Here is a 6,000-nt window from a genome sequence, read left to right as displayed (position 1 = left end):
GCGACTCCTGTTCCGTTTCCCCCGACGTTCCCCTGACTCGGATTGTGCTGTGTCAGAGCGCGTCCGGCCCGCGCTCGCCCGTGCGGACCCGTACGGCCGCCTCGACGGGCAGGGACCAGACCTTGCCGTCACCGATCTTGCCGGTTCGGGCGGCCTTGACGATGACCTCGATCAGCTGGTCGGCGTCGTCGTCCTCGGCCAGCACCTCGATGCGGATCTTGGGTACGAGGTCGACGGTGTACTCGGCGCCGCGGTAGACCTCGGTGTGGCCGCGCTGCCGGCCGTAGCCGCTGGCCTCGGTGACCGTGAGCCCGTGGACGCCGAAGGCCTGGAGGGCTTCCTTGATCTCGTCGAGCCGGTGGGGCTTCACGACGGCGGTGATGAGCTTCATGCGTCCACCTTCTTGTTCTGCGCGGCGGCCAGGGCGGAGGCGGCGAGGGTTCCGGCGACGCCGCCGCCGGCGCCGCTGAAGTCGTATGCGGTCTCCGCGTGCTCCGCCTGGTCGATGCCGGAGATCTCCTCGTCCTCGGTGACCCGCATGCCCAGGGTCTTGTCGAGGAGGAAGGCGAGGACGGCGGAGACGACCAGGGAGTAGGCGAGGACCGCGAAGACACCGGCGCACTGCTTCCACAGCTGGTCCCACGTGTGGTCGCCGTAGAAGACGCCCGTGGCGGTGGACTGGCCCTTGCCGGTGGCGAAGAAGCCGATGAGCAGGGAGCCGATGATCCCGCCGACCATGTGGACGCCGACGACGTCGAGGGAGTCGTCGTAGCCGAACTTGAACTTCAGGCCGACGGCCGCGGCGCAGGCGACACCGGCGATGGCGCCGACGGCGATCGCGCCGAGCGGGGAGACGGCGCCGCCGGACGGGGTGATGGCGACCAGACCGGCGACCGCGCCGGAGGCGGCGCCGAGCGTGGTGAACGCGCCGTGCCGGATCTTCTCGTAGGCGAGCCAGGCCAGCATCGCGGCGGCCGTCGCGACCTGCGTGTTGACGAACATCAGCGCGCCGACGCCGTCGTCGTTGCCGAGCCAGGAGCCGGCGTTGAAGCCGAACCAGCCGAACCACAGCAGACCGGCGCCGAGCATGACCAGCGGGAGGCTGTGCGGGCGCATGGGGTCGCGCTTGAAGCCGACGCGCTTGCCGATGACGAGGATGACACCGAGCGCCGCCGCACCGGCGTTGATGTGGACCGCCGTACCGCCCGCGAAGTCGATCACGCCGAGCTTGTAGGCCCAGCCGTCGGCGCCCCAGACCCAGTGGGCGACCGGGACGTAGACGATCGTGACCCACAGGGCGACGAAGAGCGCCCAGGCGGAGAACTTGACCCGGTCGGCGAGGGCGCCGCTGATCAGGGCCGGGGTGATGATCGCGAACATCAGCTGGAAGACCATGAACACGAAGATCGGGATGGTGTAGCCGTCCCAGAGCTGCGTCAGGCCGATGTTGCTGAGGCCGATCCAGTCGGCGTTCCAGCCGAGCAGGCTGTTGCCCGTGCCGAAGGCGAGGGAGAAGCCGTAGAGGACCCACAGGATGGTGACGATCCCGAGGCTGATGAAGCTCATCATCAGCATGTTCAGGGTGCTCTTGACGCGGACCATGCCTCCGTAGAAGAAGGCCAGTCCCGGGGTCATGAGCATCACCAGGGCGGAACAGATGAGCATGAAGCCTGTGTTGGCGGACGACAGTTTGGGTGCGTCCGCCGCAAGCATGATGGCTGGTGCCATCGGCGTCTCCTCGTCGGTTGTACGGCCCCGTGCGGGCGGTGCCTGAGCGGTCCGGTCGGGTGAGGGGTGGGCCGGTTATGCGCCATGAGACTGACGCAGCGCGGTTTCGGTGGAAGCCCCTCGTTGTTTCGCCGGGGTGACGAAGGCGCCCTGTGTGTTACGCGTCGATGAAGTGCCAGATGCCGGGCCGCGCGATCGTTATCGTGGCGCAACCTTCTGCACGGGGCAGGCGCGCAGACACGAGCCGGCCGCGGCGGGCCTTCCGATGACCTGGCATGGGGGAGCCGAGTCGGGCAGTTCGGGAGGACCGGCCGCGGCCGGGGTCCGGTGTGCTGTGGCGGTCAGACGGCTTCGGCGGCCTCCGGCAGGTCGACGGCGAGCTGGTCGCTGAGGTCGACGACGGCGGCGAGGTCGCCGTAGTCGCGGACGGCCGTGTCGACCGTCTTTCGGATACGAGTGTTCACACGCTCGGAGCGGACCTTCTTGGCGGTCTCCATGGCGCGCGTCGCATAGGTCGTGCTCTCCTCGGGCTCCCGCTGGAGCAGGTGCACGGTGGCCATGCCGATGAGGTTGAGCGCGTACGAACGCTGGTGCTCGGCGTCCTCGGCGAACAGCTCCACGGCCCGCCGCATGAGCGGCTCGGCGAGGGAGGCGTAGGTGGGGCTGCGCCCGGCCACGTAGGCGAGGTCGCGGTAGGAGTGGGAGTTCTCGCCGTACAGCTCGGCCTCGGAGAAGAAGCGGATCCAGTCGGGGTCCGGCTCGTCCCACTCGTCGACCTCGGCGAAGGTGTCCTCGGCCATGCGGACGGCGCGCTTGGTCTTGCCGGGCTGGCCCATGTTGGCGTAGGCGCGGGCCTCCATCGCATACAGCATGGACTGGGTGCGCGGGCTCGCGCAGTCGCGGCTGCCGTACTGGGCGAGGTGGATCAGCTCCAGGGCGTCCTCGGGCCGGCCGAGATGGATCATCTGGCGGCTCATGCTGGAGAGGATGTACGACCCGAGCGGCTTGTCCCCGGCTTCCTTGGCCGCGTGCAGGGCGAGCACGAAGTACTTCTGGGCGGTGGGCTGGAGGCCGACGTCGTACGACATCCAGCCGGCCAGTTCGGCCAGTTCGGCGGCGACCTTGAACAGCTTGCGGGTGGTGGCCTCGGGCTGGGGTTCCTGGAGCAGGTCGGTGACCTCGTGCAGCTGGCCGACGACCGCCTTGCGGCGCAGGCCACCGCCGCACTGGGCGTCCCACTGGCGGAACATGCGCGTGGTGGACTCCAGCAGCTCCAGCTCCGGCCGCGAGAGCCGGCCCGGCCTGCGCGCGTCGAGCGCGGACTGGGGCTCCGGCGGGGCCGGGGAGGACGGGGTGGGCACGAGCCAGCGCTGCATGGGCTCGATGAGGGAGGGGCCGGCGGACAGCGCGAGGGAGGTGCCGAGGAAGCCGCGCCGGGCGAGCATCAGGTCGCTGCGGGAGAACTCGCCGAGCAGGGCGACCGTCTGCGGGCCCGTCCAGGGCAGGTCGACTCCGGAGGCGGCGGGCGACGGGCGGGCGGCGCGCAGGCCGAGGTCCTCGATGGAGACGACGCAGCCGAAGCGCTCGGAGAACAGCTCCGAGAGGATGCGCGGGATCGGTTCGCGCGGGTTCTCCCCGTCCAGCCAGCGGCGCACCCGGGAAGTGTCGGTGGAGATGTGGTTGGCACCCAACTGGCGGGCTCTGCGGTTGACTTGGCGGGCCAGCTCGCCCTTGGACCAGCCGCTGCGCACGAACCACGAGCCGAGCAGCTCGTTGGGGCGCTTGTCAGCGTGTGTCCCGCTTCCGCCGTTGCCGCCCACTGGAACGCCCCCATCCCTGAGACCACTTGTCGCCCGATGCGCCAAGCCCTATCAGAATGCCGGTAAATACGGCCTCCCGTCCGCTGGTTCTCACCCTTCGAACGGTTTGACGACTTGCCTCCGGCATACCCACGAGTGCATGTGCCCCGGGGACTCGCACACTCACAGTAATCCTACGATCACCCGTCCAACCACAGGGATCCCTGAAACGCCACCATTCGCCACCCCTTCGAATGAACTCACCGTGGCCTGCACGCGATTCACTTGACATAGGACGGCCGGAAGTGGGCGGAGTGATGCACTCAGGGGCGCGCATCCCCCCGGTGCGCCACCCTCCGCACCTCAAGGCGCCGCCTTAGCGCCGCGTCACCGCGGGGAGGCGGAGCCGTAGCGTTACGTTCCGCTTCCGTCTCGCTCCGTGGCGTAACCACCGGCGCGCTGACCCGTTGGAGGGGGCATGGGCTTCACGATCGGCGGCATCCGCGAGATCCGTTCCGGCACGCGCCGGCGCGGCCGGTCCGCGGAGTGCACCGCCGTCGCCGAGTTCACCGGGCTGTGGGGCTGGGACGTGGTGCCGGGGGCGCGGGCCGCCGGGGGCGTCTGCTCCTGCGGGCGGGCCGACTGCGCGGCACCGGGCGCCCATCCGCTGGACTTCGCCCCGCCCGTTCCGGCCGGGGCCACGCTGGACGAGGTGAGCAAGGCCTGGTCGGAGTTCCCCGGCGCCTCGGTGATGCTGCCAGCGGGCCGGGCCTTCGACGTCATCGAGGTCTCGGAGCCCGCCGGCCGCCGCGCCCTGGTCCGCCTGGAGCGGATGGGCCTGCCGCTCGGCCCGGTGACCGCGACCCCCGACGGCCGCGCCCACTTCCTCGTCGCGCCCGGTGCCGCCGCCGACCTGCCCCGGCTGCTGTACCGCATGGGCTGGGACGACCCGGGCGCACTGGACCTGCGGGGCCTCGGCCCCGGCGCGCACATCACCGCGCCGCCCTCCGACCGGGGTGGCCTCGGCCCGGTGCGCTGGCTGCGCCCGCCCGCGCTGGACTCGGCGACGCGGCTCCCGGCGGCCCGGCTGCTGCTCGGCACGCTGGCGTACGTGGCCCACCGGTCCCGGGCCCGGGCGTAGCGCCGCCCGGCCAAGACGAAGCTCCCGTCCCCGACTGCACCTCGGGGCGGGAGCTTCTCGGTGCCGCGTGACCGCCTGCCGGCGTCCGCGGGTGGTTCACTCTCCGATAAGGGCATCCACGAACGCCTCCGGCTCGAACGGCGCGAGGTCGTCCGCGCCCTCGCCGAGCCCGACCAGCTTGACCGGCACGCCCAGCTCGCGCTGGACCGCGATGACGATGCCGCCCTTGGCCGTACCGTCCAGCTTGGTCAGCACGATGCCGGTGATGTCCACGACCTCGGCGAACACGCGGGCCTGGACCAGGCCGTTCTGGCCGGTGGTGGCGTCCAGGACGAGCAGCACCTCGTCCAGCGGCGCGTGCTTCTCCACGACCCGCTTGACCTTGCCCAGCTCGTCCATGAGGCCGGTCTTGGTGTGCAGGCGGCCGGCGGTGTCGATGAGGACGACGTCGACCCCCATCTCCTTGCCCTCCTTGACCGCGTCGAAGGCGACGGAGGCGGGGTCGCCGGCCTCGGGGCCGCGCACGGTGTAGGCGCCGACGCGCTCGCCCCAGGTCTGGAGCTGGTCGGCGGCTGCGGCACGGAAGGTGTCGGCGGCGCCGAGCACGACACTGCGGCCGTCGGCGACGAGCACGCGGGCGAGCTTGCCCGTGGTGGTGGTCTTGCCGGTGCCGTTGACGCCGACGACCATCACGATGCCCGGCTTGCGGTCCTCGGGCTCGGTCCTGACCGTGCGGTCGACGTCGGTGCCGATCAGCGTGAGCAGCTCCTCGCGGAGCAGACCGCGCAGCTCCTCGGGGGTGCGGGTGCCGAGGACCCGGACCCGTTCGCGCAGGCGCTCGACCAGTTCCTGAGTGGGCTGCACGCCGACGTCGGCGGTGAGCAGCGTGTCCTCGATCTCCTCCCAGGTGTCCTCGTCCAGGTGCTCGCGCGAGAGCAGCGTGAGCAGGCCCTTGCCGAGGGCGTTCTGCGAGCGGGACAGGCGGGCGCGCAGGCGGACCAGCCGGCCTGCGGTGGGCTCCGGGATCTCGATCTCGGGAGCCTCGACCACGGGGGGCTCCTCGACGACGACCGGTGCGGGGCCGCCGGGAAGATCCACCTCCTCGATCGTCCGGCGCGGTTCGTCGCGCGGCGTCTCGGCCTCGTCGCCGACGTGCGGCTCGGCCGGGGGCGCGGTGATGTCGGGCGCTTGGGGGGGCGGCGGGGGCAGCGGCTTCCGGCGCCGGCTGCCCACGATCAGCCCGCCGAGCGCGCCGAGCACGACCACGGCGATGACTACAGCAAGGATGACGGTTTCCATAACCCGTCCAGTATCGGCCATGGGGTGTCCGCG

At 71.3% G+C, this 6,000-nt stretch carries 5 protein-coding genes; 1 reads left to right on the top strand and 4 read right to left on the bottom strand.

Annotated features, from left to right (window positions below; translation table 11 throughout):
- Positions 1-52: 52 nt before the first annotated feature.
- The 3 genes from ABZV94_RS28205 to ABZV94_RS28195 all read right to left on the bottom strand — a co-directional run bounded on the left by ABZV94_RS28205 (position 53) and on the right by ABZV94_RS28195 (position 3,548).
- Positions 53-391: a P-II family nitrogen regulator gene (locus ABZV94_RS28205; protein WP_356345127.1), complete on the bottom strand. Its 339-nt coding sequence runs from the start codon at positions 389-391 to the stop codon at positions 53-55.
- On the bottom strand, positions 388-1,728 hold the full coding sequence (locus tag ABZV94_RS28200) for an ammonium transporter (protein WP_356345124.1): 1,341 nt from the start codon (positions 1,726-1,728) through the stop codon (positions 388-390). The genes ABZV94_RS28205 and ABZV94_RS28200 overlap by 4 nt, the downstream gene beginning before the upstream one ends.
- A gap of 341 nt (positions 1,729-2,069) precedes the next feature.
- Entirely contained in the window at positions 2,070-3,548 is a 1,479-nt protein-coding gene (locus tag ABZV94_RS28195; RefSeq protein ID WP_356345122.1) for a hypothetical protein, read from the bottom strand.
- 457 nt (positions 3,549-4,005) lie between these two features.
- Between ABZV94_RS28195 and ABZV94_RS28190 the strand changes: the two genes are divergently transcribed.
- Complete coding sequence (locus ABZV94_RS28190) at positions 4,006-4,668, top strand: bifunctional DNA primase/polymerase (protein WP_356345119.1); 663 nt, start codon at positions 4,006-4,008, stop codon at positions 4,666-4,668.
- Between the two features lie 96 nt (positions 4,669-4,764).
- Here ABZV94_RS28190 and ftsY read toward each other — a convergent pair whose 3' ends face one another.
- Positions 4,765-5,967, bottom strand: a complete 1,203-nt coding sequence (gene ftsY, locus ABZV94_RS28185) for a signal recognition particle-docking protein FtsY (RefSeq protein ID WP_356345116.1) — start codon at positions 5,965-5,967, stop codon at positions 4,765-4,767.
- Between the last annotated feature and the right edge of the window lie 33 nt (positions 5,968-6,000).

This window comes from Streptomyces sp. NPDC004658, assembly GCF_040609555.1.
In the GTDB taxonomy this organism is placed as follows: Bacteria; Actinomycetota; Actinomycetes; order Streptomycetales; family Streptomycetaceae; genus Streptomyces.
This window is presented reverse-complemented; position numbering and strand designations above follow the sequence as displayed.

Excerpts from the sequence above, each read along its gene's own strand:
- ABZV94_RS28205 (WP_356345127.1), bottom strand. The coding sequence starts at position 391 with ATGAAGCTCATCACCGCCGTCGTGAAGCCCCACCGGCTCGACGAGATC.
- ftsY (WP_356345116.1), bottom strand. The coding sequence starts at position 5,967 with ATGGAAACCGTCATCCTTGCTGTAGTCATCGCCGTGGTCGTGCTCGGC.
- ABZV94_RS28200 (WP_356345124.1), bottom strand. The coding sequence starts at position 1,728 with ATGGCACCAGCCATCATGCTTGCGGCGGACGCACCCAAACTGTCGTCC.
- ABZV94_RS28190 (WP_356345119.1), top strand. The coding sequence starts at position 4,006 with ATGGGCTTCACGATCGGCGGCATCCGCGAGATCCGTTCCGGCACGCGC.